The sequence below is a fragment of the Mycobacterium sp. NGS68 genome (assembly GCF_059812195.1).
In genome coordinates this window covers 54046-73032 of sequence record NZ_JCALCE010000012.1, presented here as the reverse complement: position 1 = coordinate 73032, position 18987 = coordinate 54046, and the positions used below count along the sequence as shown (strand labels likewise).

General features: G+C 72.0%; 12 protein-coding genes. 5 read left to right on the top strand and 7 right to left on the bottom strand.

The features are described from left to right. Positions 1 to 154: 154 nt before the first annotated feature. Genes AC5Y5V_RS15250 through AC5Y5V_RS15235 form a run of 4 tightly spaced genes read left to right on the top strand, consistent with a single transcriptional unit; the run spans position 155 to position 7531 of the window. Positions 155 to 1738, top strand: a complete 1584-nt coding sequence (locus tag AC5Y5V_RS15250) for a hypothetical protein (protein WP_499936614.1) — start codon at positions 155 to 157, stop codon at positions 1736 to 1738. Beyond that, the gene (locus AC5Y5V_RS15245) at positions 1735 to 2265 is read left to right on the top strand and encodes a hypothetical protein (protein ID WP_499936609.1); all 531 of its coding nucleotides are present in this window, start codon (positions 1735 to 1737) and stop codon (positions 2263 to 2265) included. Before AC5Y5V_RS15250 ends, AC5Y5V_RS15245 begins: the two co-directional genes overlap by 4 nt. Next, positions 2262 to 5456: an ATP-binding protein gene (locus AC5Y5V_RS15240; protein ID WP_499936606.1), complete on the top strand. Its 3195-nt coding sequence runs from the start codon at positions 2262 to 2264 to the stop codon at positions 5454 to 5456. Before AC5Y5V_RS15245 ends, AC5Y5V_RS15240 begins: the two co-directional genes overlap by 4 nt. Further along, the gene (locus AC5Y5V_RS15235; protein WP_499936603.1) at positions 5453 to 7531 is read left to right on the top strand and encodes an FAD-dependent oxidoreductase; all 2079 of its coding nucleotides are present in this window, start codon (positions 5453 to 5455) and stop codon (positions 7529 to 7531) included. Before AC5Y5V_RS15240 ends, AC5Y5V_RS15235 begins: the two co-directional genes overlap by 4 nt. On the opposite strand, the gene AC5Y5V_RS15230 is transcribed toward AC5Y5V_RS15235, so the two are convergent. From AC5Y5V_RS15230 to AC5Y5V_RS15205, 6 genes are all read right to left on the bottom strand, one after another. Next, positions 7516 to 8574, bottom strand: a complete 1059-nt coding sequence (locus AC5Y5V_RS15230) for a restriction endonuclease subunit S (protein ID WP_499936600.1) — start codon at positions 8572 to 8574, stop codon at positions 7516 to 7518. The genes AC5Y5V_RS15235 and AC5Y5V_RS15230 overlap by 16 nt on opposite strands. After that, positions 8571 to 9926, bottom strand: coding sequence for a type I restriction-modification system subunit M (locus AC5Y5V_RS15225; protein ID WP_499936596.1), 1356 nt, complete (start codon positions 9924 to 9926; stop codon positions 8571 to 8573). Before AC5Y5V_RS15225 ends, AC5Y5V_RS15230 begins: the two co-directional genes overlap by 4 nt. Further along, positions 9923 to 11149: a winged helix-turn-helix domain-containing protein gene (locus AC5Y5V_RS15220; RefSeq protein ID WP_499936593.1), complete on the bottom strand. Its 1227-nt coding sequence runs from the start codon at positions 11147 to 11149 to the stop codon at positions 9923 to 9925. The genes AC5Y5V_RS15225 and AC5Y5V_RS15220 overlap by 4 nt, the downstream gene beginning before the upstream one ends. Before the next feature lie 22 nt (positions 11150 to 11171). Then, positions 11172 to 11879 carry a cell division protein DivIVA gene (locus tag AC5Y5V_RS15215; RefSeq protein ID WP_499936591.1) on the bottom strand — a complete coding sequence of 236 codons (708 nt, stop codon included), beginning with the start codon at positions 11877 to 11879 and terminating at the stop codon, positions 11172 to 11174. 61 nt (positions 11880 to 11940) lie between these two features. Continuing rightward, positions 11941 to 12426 (bottom strand): dihydrofolate reductase, encoded by a 486-nt coding sequence (locus AC5Y5V_RS15210; protein WP_499936588.1) that lies wholly within the window; start codon positions 12424 to 12426, stop codon positions 11941 to 11943. Further along, positions 12423 to 13223 (bottom strand): thymidylate synthase, encoded by an 801-nt coding sequence (locus tag AC5Y5V_RS15205; RefSeq protein WP_499936585.1) that lies wholly within the window; start codon positions 13221 to 13223, stop codon positions 12423 to 12425. The genes AC5Y5V_RS15210 and AC5Y5V_RS15205 overlap by 4 nt, the downstream gene beginning before the upstream one ends. Before the next feature lie 74 nt (positions 13224 to 13297). On the opposite strand from AC5Y5V_RS15205, the gene AC5Y5V_RS15200 reads away from it, so the two are divergent. Next, the gene (locus tag AC5Y5V_RS15200; protein ID WP_499936583.1) at positions 13298 to 14038 is read left to right on the top strand and encodes an alpha/beta fold hydrolase; all 741 of its coding nucleotides are present in this window, start codon (positions 13298 to 13300) and stop codon (positions 14036 to 14038) included. A 38-nt stretch (positions 14039 to 14076) separates the two neighbouring features. On the opposite strand, the gene AC5Y5V_RS15195 is transcribed toward AC5Y5V_RS15200, so the two are convergent. Beyond that, positions 14077 to 18921 carry a PE family protein gene (locus tag AC5Y5V_RS15195; protein WP_499936581.1) on the bottom strand — a complete coding sequence of 1615 codons (4845 nt, stop codon included), beginning with the start codon at positions 18919 to 18921 and terminating at the stop codon, positions 14077 to 14079. Positions 18922 to 18987 lie beyond the last annotated feature (66 nt).

Here is an 18987-nt window from a genome sequence, read left to right as displayed (position 1 = left end):
CGCCGCATTTAGCGAGTAGTTAACTATGCTAGATCGCGGAATGTCCGCGGAATGGCGCTGGCAAATCAGCGCTTTTCCTGTGCATTCAGCGTGAGGGCCGTATGGATCGATCGTCGCGGCGGTATGCTACCTGGGCGATCAGGGAGAGGGCACAATGGCGACGACCGCTGAATCTCTTCTGGCGCTTTACGGCGCACTCGACCAGGCCGTCACCAACTCCGGCGATCCGGACGTCGAAGCCACCGTCGAGCGCTTCCTTCCCGGCAGCACCGGGGCAAACGCAGACTGGTACGCCCAGCTACTCGGCTTCCTGGCAGACCCGGCCTACCTCGCGCCCGGCCTGATGCCGTCGGACCCCCCGGATCTGGATGAGGCGCTGACGTCGCTGCAAGGCCACCGCACGCGGGGGGAAGAGAATCCGTCCGAGGTGCTGACCAGCGTGCAGCTGTCACGCATGGCGTATGCCATCGGGGCGCTCAGCCACCTGCCGAGCTACTACCAGCCGGAGGTGTGGCACGACCGGTTTGCCGCCACTCTTGCGCTGGCGGCGCCTTTTCAGGAGATGCAGACCGCGTCAGTGAGCGACTTCTCCGCCGACGACGGCGGGGTCGCCGACGACGATGGCGCCCCCGACGACGACGGCGCCTGGGACGACGGGCCCCCGGACCACGGCGGCCCCCCGGCCGACGAGCTACTGAGACTGCTGCAGCGCGGGTTCCGCCGGCGCGACGATTGGTCGGCGCTGGTGCTGGAAGCGGCGGACCAGGGTCTGGTCACCCGAGACGTGGCGGTCGTCCCCCTGTGTCAGGTCAAGGCGAAGTGGGTGCGGGGTCACCTCTGCGTCGTGCTCACCACCGAGTTCTCGAGCAAGGACGTGTCGCTCGACCAGTTGAAGAGCGTCGTCGATCCGCTGAACTGGCACAGATGTCTGCCGTTCTTCTGCAGGATGGACAAGCACGCCGTCCGTGGCGACGGGTGGAGCCGGGTGTTGGAACACGTCAGCACGACGTGCGTGATGGCCGGGACCCCGCAAATGGTGACCCCGTTGAAGTACTGGAAAGGGCCGACCGCGGGCGAGACTCTGCCCGAACCGTCGGCGTGGTTGGACTACGCGCTGGACGACAAACCGCTGGCGAGCGCCAAGGGCGACGGCCGAATGGTGGTCGACGAGGGCTACATCAGGATGACCTCCACCTCCGGCGATCCAGCCGTGAGCGGCGTGCGGGTGCGCACCAGGAAGATCGCCGGATTCCGGTATTTAGCCTTCGTTCCGGCGTCGATCTTCGCCTGCGTGATGGGTTACGGCGACCAGGGCGTGCAGATGTTGCTCGGCGGCGTCGCGAAGCGCCCTCCCGGCGGCAAGGGCCCGCACGGCAAATCCGACTGGGAGGACTGGAAGCCGTCGAAGCCGCCGGCGGCGAAAGCGAAGGGCGCGCAGAAGGATCCGCCGCCCGAGGATCCGTCTCCCGGGGAGTCGCCGCCCCAGGAGCCGCCGCCCGTGGATTCGGCGCCCGACGACCCCAGTCGGCGCGCGGTGGCGCTGGCGGTCGACATGCTCAACGACTACATCACCGACATGTCCAAGAAGAGCGAAGTCATCGCCGCCAAATGGGCATCGGGCACGGTGCCGATCGCCGAGTCGATCAACTTCAGCGCGGACGTGGCGGCGCGGCTTGCGACCGATCCCTGGCGCTACCTGCATCGACTGCGCAACTCAGACCAAGGCGGCCACCCATGAGCTCTCCCACGCCCAATCCCATGACGCCCAACCCCACGACGTACATCACCCAGTGCGCCGATTCGACGCGCGGCCTCGTCCAACAGACGGGCGCGATCGTGCTGCAGGCCAACGAGCAGATCAGCAAGGGCAGCTTCAGCTTCGAGCAATGGGCCAAGTCGACGCAGCAGCTGGTCAACCTGTTCCTCAAGGCGGCCCTCGACGTGCCCACCCCGTGCCTGCCGTCATACGAAGACATCGACCTCTCCGACTTCATCACGGTCGAGCCCGACAACCAGTGTGAGCGAACGATTTCGGTCGCCAGCTCCTTCGTCCTGGACGGCACGCCGTCCTGCCGGATCCCGGACAAGTTGGTCGTGTTCGTTCCGGCGTTCCTGCCGGTGTACGGCCGCCGATTCCGGCTCGGCACCAGCTGGCCCGACCTGTGCAGCGGCACGTATCGCGGCCGCGTTCGGCTGGACGCCAAGCAGACCGGCCCCTCCCCCGCCGCCGCTTCCGTCGAGATGGACGTCATCGTCGACCTGTGAGCACTCCAAGCCGTCCGCCGACCATCGACGAGCTGCTTGACCGCGCCATCGAGGCAATCAACCGCGGTGACCGCACGACCGCCAGTGCGCTTGCCGAGCGGGTGCTGGCCGTGGACGGCGCCAACCAGGACGCCGAGGACCTGCTGGCCGCACCGGCGGCGGGTAGTGGCGAATTGCGGCGCATGACAATCCTTTTCGCTGACATCGTCGATTCCACGGCGCTGTCCACCCGGATAGAGCCGGAGATCTACCGCACGGTCATCGGCCGCTACCGCCAGCGGGTCAACGCCATCGTGGACCGCTACGAGGGCCACGTGTTCTCCACCAAGGGCGACGGGCTGCTCGCCGTGTTCGGCCACCCCAGGGCGCACGAGAACGACGTGCGGCGAGCGGTGCAGGCGGGCCTGGACATCACCCGTGACGTGGCCATGCTCAGTGAACGGGTCCGATCCCGATTCGGCTTCGACATCTCGGTGCGCGTCGGGGTGCACCGCGGCCTGGTCTATCTCGACGTCGCGCAGGACGACGTGTATGGGCTGGGCGCCAACCTCGCCTCCCGGGTTTCCGGACTGGCACCGCCGGGTTCGGTGGTCGTCTCCGGCGCGATCGCGCCGTTGGTGCGCGACTACTTCGACCTCGACATGCGGCCGCCCCAGCCGGTCAAGGGCGTCGACACACCCGTCGACCACTACGAAGTCCTCGGCGAACGGGTCAGCCCGAAGCGGACCCCGCTCGGCCCGCTGATCGGCCGCGATCGCGAGGTCGAGCACCTGCGCAGAAGTTGGGCCCTGGCCGAAAGCGGCACCCTGACCACGCCGGGCGTCGGCTTCGTCGGCGAGGCCGGCATCGGCAAGAGCCGATTGGCCACGGCGGCAGCCGACTTAGCCGAAGAGTCCGGCAACCCGGTGCTGGCGCTGATCGGCTCGCCGTTTCACACCGACGCGGGCCTCTATCCGATTCGGGCCCTGCTGGAGCAGCGCTGCGGCTTCGAACGAACCACCGAACCGGCCGACCGGTTGCGGCTGCTGCAGGACGAGGTGCGGGCCCGCGGACTCGAGCCGCAGACCGCGGTCCCACTGCTGGCACCGGTGCTGGGCATCGCCGACGGCTATGAACCGGTGCGCGCCGAAGGCACCCGGCTCTACCAGCAGATCAATGATGCCGTCGTAAGTTATCTGCTGACCTGCGTGGGCAGCGGGCCGGCAGTGGTGTTGGCCGAGGACCTGCAGTGGTTCGACGCCTCGACGCTGGACGTCGTCGCCGCCCTTCTCGGCACGGATAGCGGGCGCCTGCTCGTCGTTATTACCGCTCGCGATGGGATTGCGCTGCGCAACGGCGCCGGACTGGACGTTCTCGAGCTCGCGCCGCTGACGTCCCGACAAGCGGAGGAACTGATCACCGCCCTGGCCCCCACGCTGTCGGCCAACCAGCGGGCCGAGGTGGCGCGTCGCTGCGACGGGGTGCCGCTCTACCTCGAGGAGGTTGTCACCAAGACCAGGGACCAGCCGACTGACGAAGCGCGCTGGGCTCGCGTCCCCGACGCGCTCTACGAGCCGTTGTTCGCGCGGCTTCGGGCAAGTGAAAACACGATTCAGGTGGTGGAGGCCGCGGCCACCATCGGCCGGAACTTCGACCAGGACATGCTGCGCAGCGTCCTCGACATGGGTGAGTCCGACCTCGGTGACGCCATTCGCCAGCTCGAAGCCGTGCGCGTCTTCGAGCCGACGGGAGCTGACAGCTGGCGCTTCCGCCACGAGCTGCTCCGCGAGGTCGCCTACGAGCTGCCCCCGCCCAGCGTGCGGCGGACGCTGCACAGCCGGGTGGCCGGCGCGCTCGTGGACGCCTCGGATCCCGACTGGCACCTGGTCGCGCTGCACTATGAGCAGGCCGAGCAATTCGACGGTGCGGCGGACGCCCACCAGCAGGCCGCTCAGGACGCGCGCCGCCGCGGCGCACTCGAGGAGGCCCGCGCCTGCTTCACCCGCGCCCTCGCCCAGATCGACCAGCTGCCGGCCGGGCCGGCGCGCGACCGACGCGAGATCCGGCTGCGCCTGAGCCGGGGATTCCTCGCGTCGGCAACCGAAGGAACCGCGAGCCCGCAAGCCGCAAAGGACTTCGAGCGCTGCCTGCACCTCGCGGGCACGGATCTGCGTGAAACCGAGCTGTTCTCGACGCTGACCGCGCTGTGGGCGTACTACCTGCCGCGCGGGGACCTGCGCCGCTCGGGGCGGGTGTTGGAGTCCCTGGACCGCCGCGCTTCCGCGCCCGTCCGCGGGTTACGCCGGTTGAACGACGCCGCATTCGGCATGATCGCTTGGTACGGAGGTGATTTCGGTGACGCACGCAGGCTGCTCGAACTGGCCGCCGCGGAGCTGTCACCCGAGCAATTCACCGATTTCGAGGCGTTGTGGTTCATCCCTAATGAGCCGATCGCGTCGATGCACACCCACGTCGCGCTGGCGCGCTTCGCGCAGGGCGAGCTCGCCGGGGCCGAGCAACAACTTGGCGAAACCATGTCCCGGGTGGCCGAACTCAGCTTCCCGCAGGGGCCGTTCAGTCATGCGTACATGCAGTGCTACGAAACGTGGATGCGCATCGAGGCCGGTCAGCTCGACCGCGCCGCCGACACCGTCAGGGAACTCAACCGCCAGGCGAAACGACACGGCTTCGATTTCTGGCTGCTGATCGCCGCCACCCAGCGGGCGTCCGTCGCCGCGCTGTCCGCCCTGGCCGGTCCGTCCGGTGACCCGAATGCGCTGGGGCCCCACATCGACACGATGCAAATGTTCGTCGACAGCTGGCGGCAGGCGGAAGCCAAGCTCTTCGTGACGTTCTACGACGCGGTCCTGGCCCGGCTGCTGATCGCCGCCGGCCGGCCCGGCGACGCCCGCGAACGCCTGGACATCGCACTGCAATTGGGAGACGAGACCGGCGTCAACTTCTACCGCGCGGAGCTGCTGCGGCTGCGCGCCCAGACCGCCGACGACGCTGCCGCCAAGGCCGCGGACCTGCGCGCCGCCGTCGACCTGGCCCGGCAGCAGGAGGCGTTGATCTTCGAATTGCGGGCCGCGGTCGATGATTTCGAGCTACGCGGCGATTCCGCGCGGAGTGCCTTGGTGGATGTGATCGGCCGCTTTCCGGCCGATAGCGGTTGGCCGGAGCTCGATCGAACGCGGGCCTTGCTCGGGTGAGCCGGCCGGGCGGCAAGGTCGCCATCCTGGGCGGCGGCATGGCCGGGCTGAGCGCCGCGTGGCGGCTGAGCGAGCCCGGCTGGCGGGACCGCTTCGAGTCCATCACGGTCTACCAGCGGGGCTGGCGCCTGGGCGGAAAGGGCGCCTCCAGCCGGGGCGTTCACGGCCGCATCGAGGAACACGGCCTGCACATCTGGCTGGGCTACTACGAGAACGCCTTCGGGCTGCTCCGCGAGTGTTACGCCGAAATCGACCGGACAACAACGGATCCCACCGCACCGATCAAGACCTGGGACCAGGCGATGATTCCCGGGGACAACCTCGGGCTGGCCGACCGATTCGGCAGCGACTGGCTGATGTGGCTGGGCACGTTCACCCGCAACGACGGGGTGCCCGGCGAGCCGGACGCCACCGGACGGGCGATGACGGTCATCGAGTTCACCCGCCGCGCGGTGACCCTGGTGCGAGACTTCGCCGAATCTCAGTGCGGCGCAACGCCCGTCGGGCTCACCATGTCCACCGTGCCCGACCCGCCGGGCGCCGCGGGATGGATCGACGCGGTCGCCGCCGCGGCGGGCGCCGCGCTGCTCGCGCTGGCCGAGCCGGGCGCAATTACCCCGACGTTGACCCGGGTGGTCGACGCCGCGGTGGATGCGGTGCGCGACGCGCTCGACTACGAGCACCGGCCCGACCACAAGCGGTCCTGGCTGCTGCTGTCGATGATGGTCGCGGTTATCCGCGGGATCCTCGCCGACAACCTGGTCACCGATCCCCGCGGCTTCCGGGCGATCAACGACGAGGACTACAACGCGTGGCTACTGCGCCACGGCGCGCACCCCGACGTGCTGGATTTCGCGCTGGTCCGCGGCCTGTACGACCTGGTCTTCGCCTACGAGGACGCCGATCCCGCGCGGCCGTCATTCGGTGCGGGACAGGCGATCTACCTGACGGCGCTGGCGATGTTCGAATACAAGGGCGCGATCTTCTGGAAGATGACCGCCGGCATGGGCGACATCGTGATCGCGCCGCTGTATCAGGCGTTGCGGCAGCGCGGCGTTCAGTTCGAGTTCTTCCACCGCCTCGACGGGCTGCACCTCGACGATCGGCACCAGGCGATCGAGGCGATCACGATGGGCCGGCAGGTTTGCCTCGCCGACGGCGTGGACCACTACGACCCGTTGACCAGGGTGCGCGGGCTGCCGGTGTTCCCGGACACGCCGCTGACCGCCCAACTGGCGGCGCCCGACGACATCCCCCGCGGGGGTTGGCGATCGCTGGAGACCCACTGGTCGGACCACTCCGACGCCGAGACCCGGCTGCTGCGCCGCGGAGTCGACTTCGACCATGTGGTGCTTGCGGTTTCGGTGGGCATGCTGCCGGTGGTCGCCGGCGAGCTGATCGAGGACCGCGTCGAGTGGCGGGAGATGACGTCGCGGCTGCGCACCGTCGCCACCCAGGCGTTCCAGATCTGGCTCGGCCCGGACGAACCGGCGCTGGGCTGGAAACAGCCGGCGGTGACGATCAGCGCCTATCTGCGCCCGTTCGAGACGTGGGCGTCGATGCCGCAGACGTTGTGGAGCGAGGACTGGCCGGAGCACGACCGGCCCGGCACCGTCGCCTATTTCTGCGGCACCCTCAACGCGCCCTGGCCCACCACCGAAGTCGGCGCCGACTATGCGCGCCGCCACCAGCAGCGGGTGTGCGAGGACGCCGCGCGCTACATCGACAGCAACATCAAGATCTATTTCCCGAATGCATTCGGCGAGCGGGGTTTCGATTGGCACCTGCTCAGCGGCGTCAACGGCGAACGCGGCGCCGCGGCCCTGGCCACCCAGCACGTCAGTGCCAACGTCGACCCGTCGGACCGCTATGTGCAGTCGGTGCCCGGTACCGAACGCTACCGGCTGCGGCCCGACGAAAGCGGCTACGACAACCTGGTGCTGGCCGGCGACTGGACCGACTCCGGCATGAACGCGGGATGCATTGAGGCCGCCGTCCTCTCGGGCCTGGAGGCGGCCAACGCGGTGCTGGGCCGGCACCGGTATTACCGCATCCGCGGCTACTGGATGCCCTGAATCTCGACCTCGCCCGAGATGAGCGGCGGCAGCATGCCATCGCGGAAGGCGGCGAGCCGCAGGGACTCGGCGCGGCGCGCATGACACAGGGCGCCCAGATCCGTGATCGACTGCGCCGCTTCGTCGGCCAGCCGCCGCACGTCGGGCACCCGGACCTCCAGCAGGTCCGCCGGGCGAACCCGCTGGCGGCTGCCGGACGTCCCGGCCACCCGCTGCTGCAGCGCCGCCGAGACGGCGGGCTGCCGCGCCGCGGCCCAAAGCGCCGACGTATCGACGCCGACGGGCGTCAGCACGACGAACTCCGGACTCGCCACCGCCATTTCCGGCGGCACCGACACCACATTCCAGATGCGCGGCGTCGCGGGATTGAGCTTCGCGAACAGCACAGAGGGGGCCGACAGCAGATACTTGCCACTCCTCACCGACCGGCCGGCGACCAACTCGGGGGTGGCGCCGCGATCGAACGCCGGAAAGCTGAAGAGCGCCACGGTGTCGTCGAAATCCCGCGGCTCGAGGAATGCGGTCGACCGGATCGCCAGATCCGACAGCGGCACGCGCTCGACGACGGACTCGGCGGTGGCCACCATCAGGGCCTCGGCCGCGGCGACCACCCGCCGGTTGGCGGCGATCTTGTCGTCCAGGGCGCCGAGCAGTTCGGCGATTCCGCGGCGCCGGGCCGCGGGCACGGGCCGAATCGTGATGTCGCGCAGAATCTTCTTGGTGAGCAGTGGCTGCCCGGAGCCGCTGCGCTGCTCGTTGAGTCCGCACGTCTGCAGGGCGTAATACCAGAACCGGGTCTCCGCTGGGTCTTTCGCGCGGCAGACCAGCGCGTTGTCGGTGACCCACGCGTCGGAATCGGTATAGCGCAGGCTGCCGCAGTACGACCCGACGCGACCCAGCACGATCAGCGGTCCGGCGGCGTTGCACTGCGCCGCATAGCCGATCGGGCCGTTGGACCCGTAGACGGGAAACCGCCCGGCCGGCTGCCGGGGCGGCGGGGCAGCCCCGGTGCTGAAGTCGAGGTGATCCCCCAGCGTTGTCATGTGCGCCGCATCCGCTCGCGCACCACGTCGTCCCAGCGCGCGGATTCGTCGAGGGCCGCCAGCAGTTCCGTTTTCAGCCGGGCGATCTTCTCGGGGACGGGCTCCCCGTCCACCTCGGCCGCGGGCGTCCCCACGTACCGGCCCGGGGTGAGCGCATAGCCCGCGGCCCGAATCTCGTCGAGCGTCGCCGACCTGCAAAAGCCCGGAACATCCTGGTAATCACCTGATTTCAGGTACCACGCGTGATACATACGGCCGATCCGGGCGACCTCGTCATCGGTCAGCGCCCGCTCCGCGCGGTCCACCAGATACCCGAGGCGCCGCGCGTCGATGAACAGCACCTCACCCGCGCGCACCGCCTTGTCCATCGCGAAAAACCAGACGCACACCGGAATTCCGGTGCTGCGGAACAACTGGCCGGGCAGGGCCACCAGGCAGGACACCAAGTCGGCGTCGACGATTCCGGCACGAATGTCGGCTTCTCCGAGCGTGTTCGACGACATCGAGCCGTTGGCCATCACCACACCGGCCTTGCCGCCCGGCGCCAGCTTCGACAGAATGTGCTGGATCCAGCCGTAATTCGCGTTGCCGGCCGGCGGAACGCCGAAGTGCCAGCGCGGGTCCCGCGGGTCGCGGGCCCAATCCTTGATGTTGAAAGGCGGATTGGCCATCACGAAATCCATCTGCACGCCGGGATGCCGATCCTCGGCGAAGGTGTCGCCACGGGCCACCCGCGTGTTGTCGATGCCGTGGACGGCGAGGTTCATCTTCGCCATCCGCCAGTTCTCCTCGACGCTCTCCTGTCCGAAGATGGTGACGTCGCCCGGTGTTCCGTCGCGGCGGGCGATGAATCGCTCGGTCTGCACGAACATCCCGCCCGACCCGCAGCACGGGTCGTACACGCGCCCGCCCGACGGCTCGAGCACCTCGACGAGAAGCCGCACGACGCTGGGCGGGGTGAAGAACTCGCCGCCCCGGCGTCCTTCGGAGCGGGCAAAGTTTCCGAGGAAGTACTCGTAGACCTCGCCGAGGAGATCCCGCGCACCTGGCGGGCTGCTTCGTGTCTTGTCGAGCAGTTCGATCAGTTCGCCGAGGCGGCGGGAATCGACGTTTGCGTACAGCTGCGGCAGCATGCCGGTCAGCGCCGGGGTGGCGACCATAACCGCCGTCATGGCCTCGTCGGTCAGCCGACCGATCTGCGGAGATTTCGCGTTTTCCGCCAGGAACTTCCACTCCGCCTCGGACACGTGCTCGAGGAACACCAGCCCGAGGATGACGTCCTTATACCGGCTGGCGGGAACGGAGCCGCGCAGCTTGTCCGCCGCTTTCCACAGCGTGTCCTTGAACGTCATCTGCCCGCCCGCCGCACGGCCGCGCGCAGTTCGGCGGCCAGATCGCCCCGGTTGGACACGCCGACCCCGGCCAATCCGAGCCACGACGCCATCGACGCCAGCTCACCGGCCAGCGCCGCGGCGACCCGCGGGCGCGGCGCGTCGGGTTCGGCGAACGCGCCCACCACCCGCAGCGCGTCGGCGGCGCGGTCAGCCTTGAGGTCCACGCGCGCGACCAGCCGGCCGTCGAGCAGAAACGGCCACACGTAGTAGCCGTAGCGGCGCTTGGCGGCCGGGGTGTAGATCTCGATGCGGTATTCGAAATCGAACAGCCGCTCCACGCGCGGCCGGAAGAAGATCAGCGGGTCGAACGGGCACAGCAGCGCGGTGCCGCGGTCCTGACGCGGCACGGTACGGGCCCGCAGATACCCGGGCGCCGGCCAGCCGTCGACGTCGACCCGCTCGATCTCCCCGGTGGCCAGCAGCTCCGCTAGCGCGGGCTTCACCTGCTTGGCGGACAGCCGGAAGTAGTCGCGGATGTCGGCCTCGGTGGCCACGCCCAGCGAGGTGGCGGCGCGCAGGATGAGCTCGCGGACGGCCTCGTCGTCGTCGACGTGGCGGGCCAGCACGTCGGCCGGCAGCACGCGCTCCACCAGGTCATAGTGCCGCGCGAAGCCGACCCGGGTGGCCGTCGTCAACCGCCCCGACGCGAACAGCGCCTCGGCCACCCACTTGGTGTCGCTGCGCCCCCACCAGGGACCTTTGGCCCCGCGCGGTTCGGCCTCCAGGTACGCCTCGATCTGTCCGGCGGTGCTCGGGCCGAGTTCGGTGACGGCGGCGACGATCTCGTCGGCAAGCTTCGGGTTGGCCTTGACGATATGCGTGCCCCACCGGCCGTGCCGGTACTCGCGCATCCGCCAGCGCAGCAGCGGCCAGTCGTCGACGGCCATCAGCGCGGCCTCGTGCGCCCAGTACTCGGCAAGCAGCCGCGCCGAACGCGGGCCCCACGCGGCGCGGTCCAGCACGTCGCGGTCATAGGGTCCGAGCCGGCTGAACACCGGCGCGTAGTGGGCGCGCACCGCCACCGACACCGAATCCAGTTGCAGCACCTGAATTCGCGAGATCAGCCGCCTCAGGTGCGACCGGGTGACCGGGCCCCTCGGCCGGGGCTCGCTAAACCCTTGGGCGGCAACGGCTATCCGTCGAGCTTGAGTGGCGGTCAGCCGAGAGGCCCGAGGGGACACGCGCCGACAATACCGCGAGGGCTTACCCGGCCCGGCGTTCCTCTTCCAGCGGGACGGCGTGCGTCTCGTCGGCCTCCGGAGCCTCGTCGCGTTCCCGGTATGCGGCCTCCAGCGCGCCCGGGACGGCTTCCAGGTCGCGATAGGCGGCCATCAGCTGCTCGAGGACCCGGATTCGCCGCGCACTGGCGTCGTCCACCCCCTGTCGGGCCTGCGCGAGCAGCTGCTCGCAGTCCCGCTGGACGTCATTCCACGCCTCGTCGATCAACGTCTGGGTTTCGGCGCGCATGGTGGACAGCTCCGCCTCGAGCTGTTTGCGGGCTTCGTCGCATTCGGCCTCCAGGGCCTTGCGCTGCTCGGCCATCTCGGCCAACTGCTCCTGGTGGGTCTGGCGCTCGGTCTCGATCTCGGCCTGGGCCGCCGCGATCAGCGCGTCCGCCTCCGCGCGCGCCTCGGCCTGCATCTCGGAAACCTCGTCGACGGCGCTGCGCAGCATCTTCGCGAGCCGCTGCTGCACGGCGTGCGGCGCGGGCGAGGTGTCGGTGAGCAGGTCGACCTCCTTGCGCAGCGCGGCCGCCTCCTCCCCGGACGCGTGCAGCCGGGCGCGCAGGCTGTCGACGTCGTCGCGCAGCAACCGCTGCTGTGTGGTCAACATCTCAATGTGGGCATCGACGGCGGAGCGCTCGTAGCCCAGCAGGGTGCGGGAAAACGTCGTTGCCGGTTCGGATATCACTGCAATTCCCCTTTCTGGAAATCCGTAGACCAGGTCATGCCATGGGCGCGGACCGGACCGCTCACTGCCGACAGTAGCTGTGAAACCGGTATCGCAGCCCCGAGCGACTGACCTGCCAGTCGCCCGTCTCGCCCACCCACTCGTCGTCGAGCGCCGGGGCCAGCGCGTCGTCGTCGTCGCGCGGCAGGTCGATATCGACCTCGGTGACCTCGCACCGGACGGCCCGCGGCAGCGCCAGCGCGTAGATCTCGCCACCGCCGATTACCCACACCTGCGGCTCTTTCAACACGGCGTCGAGCGAATCGACCACTTCGGCGCCGCCGGCGGCAAAGTCGTCTTGGCGGCTCATCACGATGTTTCGGCGCCCGGGCAACGGCCGGTTCCGGTCCGGCAGCGAGTCCCACGTCCGTCGGCCCATCACCACGGTGTGACCCAGGGTGACCTGCTTGAACCGGGCCATGTCTTCGGGCACCCGCCACGGGATATCGCCGCCGCGGCCGATCACACCGGACGTCGACTGAGCCCAGATGAGGCCCAGCTCTGTCATACGGCGACGGGAGCTTTGATCGCCGGATGCGGATCGTAGTTCTTGACGATAACGTCCTCGTAGGCGTAGTCGAAGATCGAATCCCGTTGGGCAAGAACAAGTTTCGGGTATGGACGGGGTTCGCGGCCGAGCTGGATGCGAACCTGTTCGACGTGGTTGTCGTAGATGTGGCAGTCCCCTCCGGTCCAGACGAAGTCGCCGACGTCGAGGCCGGCCTGGGCGGCCATCATGTGCGTCAGCAACGCGTAACTCGCGATGTTGAACGGCACCCCGAGGAACAGGTCGGCGCTGCGCTGGTAGAGCTGGCAGCTCAGCCGCCCCTCGGCGACGTAGAACTGGAAGAACGCGTGACACGGCGGCAGAGCCATCTGCGGGATCTCCCCGACGTTCCACGCCGACACGATGATGCGCCGCGAGTCGGGGTCGCTGCGCAGCAAATCCAGGGCGGCGCTGATCTGGTCGATGTGCGCCCCCGACGGGGTTGGCCACGACCGCCATTGCACGCCGTAGATCGGCCCGAGATCCCCAGTGTCGCTTGCCCACTCGTCCCAGATGGTGACACCGTGTTCCTGCAGCCAGCCGACGTTGGAGTCGCCACGCAGGAACCACAGCAACTCGTACACCACCGACTTCAGGTGCACCTTCTTGGTGGTGAGCAGCGGAAAGCCCGCCGACAGGTCGTAGCGCAACTGGCAGCCGAACAGACTGCGGGTGCCGGTGCCGGTGCGGTCCGATTTGGCAGTGCCCCGTTCGAGCACCAGGCGCAGCAGATCCTCGTAAGGCGTCGCGATCGGCACGCACGTCAGCTTAACCGCGATCGCAAGCGCGGCGAAGTGTTCCGGCCGGGAAGCGGCAGAGTAGAACGGAGGGCATGCCGAACAGCACCGACACCCTCACGACTCCCGACGGCACTTGCACCGTCCACGTTTTCACCCCCGACGGGGACGGCCCCTGGCCCGGCGTCGTCATGTTCCCCGACGCCGGCGGCCCGCGCTACACGTTCGACGAGATGGGTGCGCAGCTCGCCCAATACGGCTACGTCGTGCTGGTGCCCGACGTGTACTACCGCGAGGGCGACTGGACCCCGTTCGACATGGCGACCGCGTTCGGCGACGCCGACGAGCGCGCGCGGATCATGTACATGATCGGCACCCTGACCCCGGACCGCATCACTCGTGACGCCGACGCGTTCTTCGACTATCTGGCCGCCCGCCCCGACGTCACCGGTGAGCGATTCGGTGTGTGCGGCTACTGCGTGGGCGGGCGGATCTCGCTGACGCTGGCGGGGCGGCTTCCGGACCGGGTCGCGGCGGTGGCGTCGTTCCACGGCGGCGGCCTGGTCAGCGACACCCCGGACAGCCCGCACCTGCTGGCCGACCAGATGACGGCCAAGGTCTACGTGGGCGGCGCCGAGAACGACGTATCGTTCACCACCGACCACGCCGAGCAGCTGGAGAAGGCGCTGACGGCGGCCGGTGTGGACCACCGCATCGAGTGGTACCAGGCCGGTCACGGCTTCGCGGTGCCCGACAACCCGCCCTACGACGAAGCCGCCGCCGAACGACACTGGGCCGCGATGACGGAGACGTTCGGCGCGGCGCTGCCGCGCTGAGCATTCGACGTGCAGCTGCCGGCCCGCCGCCCCGCAGGCTAGGCGCCGCCGTCCTGTCCGTTTTCGCCGTTGGCGCCGCCGGGTGAACCACCCGTGCCGCCACCGCCGCCGGTGCCGACCGCGCCGGCGGACTGGCCGCCGGTGCCGGCACCGCCCAGGTTGCCGTTGCCGCCATTGCCGCCGCGGCCGCCGACGCCGCCGCCGGAGGTGGCACCGCCGGTGCCGCCCTTGCCGCCGTTTCCGCCGGCACCGCCGGTAGCGCCGGCGCCCCCGGTGGCCGGTGCCCCGGCGGCGCCGCCGACGCCGCCCTTGCCGCCGTTGCCGCCGTTGGCGCCGTTGGCGCCCGGTTGACCGGCCCCGCCGGTCCCGCCCACGCCACCGGCGCCGGCGTCGCCGCCGCCGCCCGCACCGCCGTTGGTGCCGGTGCCCGCGGCGCCGTTGCCCCCGTTGCCGCCGAGCCCACCGCCGCCGCCGAGGCCACTGGTGCCATCGGCGGTAGCCCCGCCTTGGCCGCCGCCACCGCCGGCGCCGCCGACGCCGCCGCGACCGCCGGTGCCCGCCGCGCCGGCACCCGCGCCGGCCGTCCCGCCGGCGCCGCCTTGGCCACCGTTCCCGCCGACGCCACCATCGCCGGCGTCGCCGGAAGCCACGGTCTTGCCGGCGCCGCCTGCGCCGCCCTTGCCGGCCGTGCCGCCGGTGCCGCCGCTGCCGTTGGTGCCGCCGGTGGGTGCCGCACCGCCGGTCCCGCCGGCGCCACCCGTACCGCCGGTGCCGCCCTTTCCGGCCGTGGAGTTCGTGTCTGCCTGCGCACCCCCCTGGCCGCCGACGCCACCCTGACCGCCCTGACCGGCGTTGCCACCGATTCCGCCGGTCCCGCCGGTGCCGGTCGCACCGCCGTTGCCGCCCTTGCCGCCGGTCCCGCCGTTACCGCCGACGACCGCGTCGCCCGCCCCGCTGGTGCCGCCACCGCCGCCGGTCCCGCCGAGTCCGCCGCCGCCACCGGTTCCGTTGGTGCCGCTGCTGATGTTGCCGCCGCCTGCCCCGCCGTTGCCGGCGGCGCCGCCGGTGCCGCCCTTGCCGCCGCCCAGGCCGGCAGCGCCCTGGCCGCCGTCGCCGCCGGTGCCTCCCTGGCCGCCGACGCCGCCGGTACCCGCGACACCCGCCTTACCTGCGCCGTTGCCCGCGGCGCCGCCCGCGCCGCCCACGCCTCCGGCGCCCCCGACGCCACCGTCGCCGCCGACGACGCCGGTGCCACTGCCGCCATCTCCGGCCGTGCCGCCCTTGCCGCCGACGCCGCCCTGACCGCCGGCGCCGTTGGTGCCACCGCTACCGGCGGTGCCACCGTCTCCGCCCTTGCCGCCTGCGCCGCCGACGCCGCCGTTCTGCCCGACGCCGGTGCTGCCGCCGCCGCTGCCGTCGTTGCCTTCGCCGCCGATGCCGCCGATTCCGCCGGTGCCGCCCGCGCCACCGTTGCCCGCGGCACCGCTGCCGGCACCCGCGTTGCCGCCCTTGCCGCCGTCGCCGCCGACACCGCCGGTGCCGCCCGCGTTGCCGGCGCCCGCGACGGCGCTGCCGCCGGCGCCGCCCTTGCCGCCGCCACCGCCCTGGCCGCCGGCGCCGTTGGTGCCACCGGTACCCGCTGTGCCGCCGTTACCGCCCTTACCCCCGGCGCCACCGGCGAAGCCACTGGTACCCGTGCTGGCGTCGGCGACATCGCCGTCGCCGCCCTTACCGCCGGCCCCGCCGGCGCCACCGGTGCCCGCGTTGCCGTTCGATCCGCCGCTGCCGCCGGTCCCCTTGACGCCGCCCGCGCCGGCGTTTCCGCCGGTACCGCCCTCGCCGCCGACACTGCCGGCCTTGTCCAGGCCGACGCTGCTGCCGGCGTTCGAGCCGGCCCCGCCCTGGCCGCCGGTCCCGCCCAGGCCGCCGTTGCCGTTGGTGCCGCCGGTGCCCGCGTTGCCGCCGATGCCGCCCTGGCCGCCGTTACCGCCATTGCCGCCGCGTAGGCCACCTTGGCCGGCGGCGGCGTCGAGCGCCTTGCCGCCCTGCCCGCCGGTGCCGCCGGTGCCGGCATTGCCGCCCGAGCCTCCGGTGCCGCCGGTGCCTGCGCTCCCGCCGTTGCCGCCCTTGCCGCCGTCGCCGCCGTTGCCGGCGGCCGCGGCGCCGGAGCTGCCGTTGCCGCCCAGACCGCCCTTGCCACCCGCGCCGCCGGTGCCGTTGGTGCCGCCGGAGCCGGACCCACCGCCGGCGCCGCCCGCACCCGCGTCGCCGCCCTTGCCGCCGGCCACCCCGGAACCGTCGCCGGTGCCGCCGGTACCACCGTTGCCGCCGAGGCCGCCGGTGCCGCCGGTGCCGGACTTGCCGCCGGTTCCGCCGGTGCCCGCCGCTCCGGCCGCGCCCCCGTTGCCGCCGTCGCCGCCGCCGCCGCCGACGCCGTTCGTGGCGTTGGTGGCGGTGGCGGCGTTGCCTCCGTTGCCGCCCTGGCCACCGGCGCCGCCGTTGCCGCCGACGCCGTTGGTGCCACCGGTAACGGCCGAACCGCCCGCTCCGCCCTGGCCGCCGACGCCGCCTGCCCCGCCCTTGAAGCCGTTTGTCCCGGCGGTGGTGACCGTATCGCCCGTGCCGCCTGCGCCGCCCTTGCCGCCGTCGCCGCCGACGCCCGCGGTCCCAGCGCTTCCGGTGCCGGTCCCCGCGGCACCGCCACCGCCGCCTTTACCGCCCTCACCGCCGGTGCCGCCGTCGGCACCGGCGACTGTCGCCCCGGTACCGCCGATGCCGCCCTTGCCGCCCTTGCCGCCGTCGCCGTTGATGCCGTTGGTCCCCGCAGAACCGCCGTCGCCCGCGTGACCACCTTCGCCGCCCTTGCCACCGGCGAAGCCACTTCCGTCACCGTTGCCGCCGCCGCCGCCCTCGCCACCCTGGCCTCCGACGCCGCCGACTCCGGCCTTGCCGCCGGTGCCGCCGCTGCCCGCCGCGCCGGCCTCGCCGCCCGTCCCGCCGTGACCACCGATACCGCCGGTGCCGCCGGCGCTGCTGCTGCCGTTGGTCCCGCCGCCGCCGGTTCCGCCCACGCCACCGACGCCGCCATTGCCGCCGTCGCCGTTGGTGGCCGTGGCGGAGCCGGCAGCGCCACCGGCACCGCCCTTGCCACCGTCACCGCCGAGGCCGCCGGCGTACCCGGTGCCCCCGGGGGTGGCGGCCGCGTCGCCGGTGCCCCCGGCGCCGCCCACCCCGCCGTCGCCGCCGGTGCCCGCCTTGCCGGCGCCGGTGCCGCCCACGCCGCCGTCGCCGCCCTTGCCGCCGTTGCCGCCGTCGCCGCCGTTGTTGCCGTTGATCGTCGAACCGGGGTCTCCGCTGCCGCCGGCACCGCCGGCGCCGCCGACGCCACCCTTACCGTTGGTGCCGGTCGCGCCTGCCGAACCGCCCTCGCCGCCCTTGCCGCCATCGCCGCCGTCGTAGCCGTCGATGCCGGCACCCGCGGCGGCGCCCTTGCCGCCGGCGCCGCCCGCACCACCGGTGCCCCCGGTGCCCGCGTTGCCCACCTTGCCCGCTTTGGCGTCGGCGCCCACGCCGGCCAGGCCGCCATCGCCCGCGTCGCCGCCCTTGCCGCCGTTGCCGCCGTTGCCGCCGTCGGCGCCGCCGGCCTCGGTGCCGTTGCCGCCGGCGCCGCCGACGCCGCCGTTGCCGCCGGTCCCGCCGTCGCCGTTGGTGCCGCCCGCGCCCGAGCCGCCGCCCTGGCCGCCGACCCCGCCTTTGCCGCCGGCCAGCCCGTTGCCACCGGCGCTGGCGGCCGCGTCACCCACGCCTCCGGCACCGCCGGTGCCCCCGGCGCCGCCCGTGCCGTACGCCCCGGCGACGCCCGCGGTCCCCAGCGAGCCGAGCGCGGCGCCACCGGCGCCACCGGCGCCGGCCGCACCGCCGACGCCGCCGACCCCGCCGGTGCCTGCCCCGCTGCCACCCTCACCGCCGGTGCCGCCGATGCCGCCCTGCCCGCCGACGCCACCGGCGCCACCCGCGCCGAGCAGCGCCGATTCGGACACGCCGCCCGCGCCGCCGGCCCCGCCGATACCACCGGCCGCGCCGAAGTCGCCCGTGCCACCACCTGTAGTGCCGGCCGTGCCGACGCCGCCCGCGCCGCCCGCCCCGCCGGCTCCGCCGGCTCCGGCGCGACCACCGACGAGGCTCACCGCGTTGCCGCCGGCCCCGCCCATGCCGCCGTTGCCCCCGACTTCGCCCGCAGCGCCGGCCGCACCGGCTCCACCCTGGCCACCCTGGCCGCCGTGACCGCCGAACAAACCGCCGGTGCCACCGTTGCCGCCATCACCGCCGGTGGCGCCGGGGCTCGTCGCGGCCCCGCCATTCCCGCCGTTGCCGCCCTTGCCGAACAGCCCGGCCGAGCCGCCGTTGCCGCCCTTGCCGCCCGCTGCACCCGACCCGCCGTTGCCGCCGTTGCCCCACAGAATCCCGCCGTCGGTGCCGTCGGCCCCGGTGCCCGCCGCCCCGTTGATGCCGTTGCCGATCAGCGGCCGGTCGGCCAACGGCAGCGGTGTCGTCGCGAACGTCGTGAGCTCGCGCTGCAGAATTTGCAGCGGCGAGGCGTTGGCGAATTCGGTGTCCACGTAGGCGCCCGCACCCGAACGCAGCAACTGCACGAACCGGTCGTGGAACGCCGCTGCCTGGGTGCTGAACGCCTGATATTCCTGGGCGTGCGCGCCGAACAGGCTTGCGATGGCCTCCGACACCTCGTCGGCCGCCGCGGCGACGATGCCCGTCGTCCGGGTGGACGCCGCCGCATTGGCCGCCCTGATCGCCTCACCGATACCGGTGAAGTCCGCCGTCGCGGCGGCCAAGGCCTCGGGCGAGGCAAACAAATACGACGACATCTGGCTCCGATCGCCTCAAGGCAACACGACACTTTTAGCTACAGCACGACCCATCAGGACGGCCGG

Excerpts from the sequence above, each read along its gene's own strand:
- AC5Y5V_RS15250 (WP_499936614.1), top strand. The coding sequence starts at position 155 with ATGGCGACGACCGCTGAATCTCTTCTGGCGCTTTACGGCGCACTCGAC.
- AC5Y5V_RS15245 (WP_499936609.1), top strand. The coding sequence starts at position 1,735 with ATGAGCTCTCCCACGCCCAATCCCATGACGCCCAACCCCACGACGTAC.
- AC5Y5V_RS15230 (WP_499936600.1), bottom strand. The coding sequence starts at position 8,574 with ATGACAACGCTGGGGGATCACCTCGACTTCAGCACCGGGGCTGCCCCG.
- AC5Y5V_RS15225 (WP_499936596.1), bottom strand. The coding sequence starts at position 9,926 with ATGACGTTCAAGGACACGCTGTGGAAAGCGGCGGACAAGCTGCGCGGC.
- AC5Y5V_RS15210 (WP_499936588.1), bottom strand. The coding sequence starts at position 12,426 with ATGACAGAGCTGGGCCTCATCTGGGCTCAGTCGACGTCCGGTGTGATC.
- AC5Y5V_RS15200 (WP_499936583.1), top strand. The coding sequence starts at position 13,298 with ATGCCGAACAGCACCGACACCCTCACGACTCCCGACGGCACTTGCACC.
- AC5Y5V_RS15195 (WP_499936581.1), bottom strand. The coding sequence starts at position 18,921 with ATGTCGTCGTATTTGTTTGCCTCGCCCGAGGCCTTGGCCGCCGCGACG.